Origin of the sequence: Allochromatium palmeri, from assembly GCF_009720725.1 — a bacterium.
Classification (GTDB): Bacteria; Pseudomonadota; Gammaproteobacteria; order Chromatiales; family Chromatiaceae; genus Thermochromatium; species Thermochromatium palmeri.
The window spans coordinates 1-536 of sequence record NZ_WNKT01000165.1; the positions used below are offsets into that span (position 1 = coordinate 1).

Below are 536 nucleotides of genomic sequence, written 5' to 3' on the forward strand. Positions count from 1 at the left end.
GCCTATACACACATGATGAGAGATTGGCTGGGCATTGGCGCCTTAAGTCATTGATTTTCTGTCGATGGCACAGCGAACAGGTCGTAACCATGCAGATCGATGTACACTCTCTGGAATAAGCGTTTGGGATTGAAGAGTCCATAACTGCGCCGCTTAAGCACCTTGATTTTATTGTTTAACCCTTCGACAAAGCCGCTTGTTTGACGATCGATAAAATAGTTGGCGACTTCGTTCCAATGCGCGCGCAATGTTTTGATAAAGCGATTGAAACACGTCAGCTGGCTGTGTTGAACGCGAATGATCCAGCCACTGAATTGGCGCTTCGCTTGGCCGGGTGTCAGGAGAGACTCATAAATCGCTGTTAAGGCTTGACTCAACGCATACGCTTGCTGAAGTTTCGGGGATTTTGCAAAGAGTTGCGTCCGGATTCGACGTTCATCGGCGGTTAAATCCGCTTCAGATTTGCGCAAGATCCAATAGGCTTTTTTGAAGGACTCATACTCGGCTTTTGGGAGTGTTTTTTGGAGGCGCTTGAG

General features: G+C 47.8%; 1 protein-coding gene. It reads right to left on the bottom strand.

Annotated features, from left to right (window positions below; translation table 11 throughout):
- Positions 1-47 precede the first annotated feature (47 nt).
- Positions 48-536, bottom strand: a 489-nt coding sequence (locus tag GJ668_RS19955; RefSeq protein WP_186343243.1) for a transposase, incomplete at its 5' end; no start/stop codon positions are given.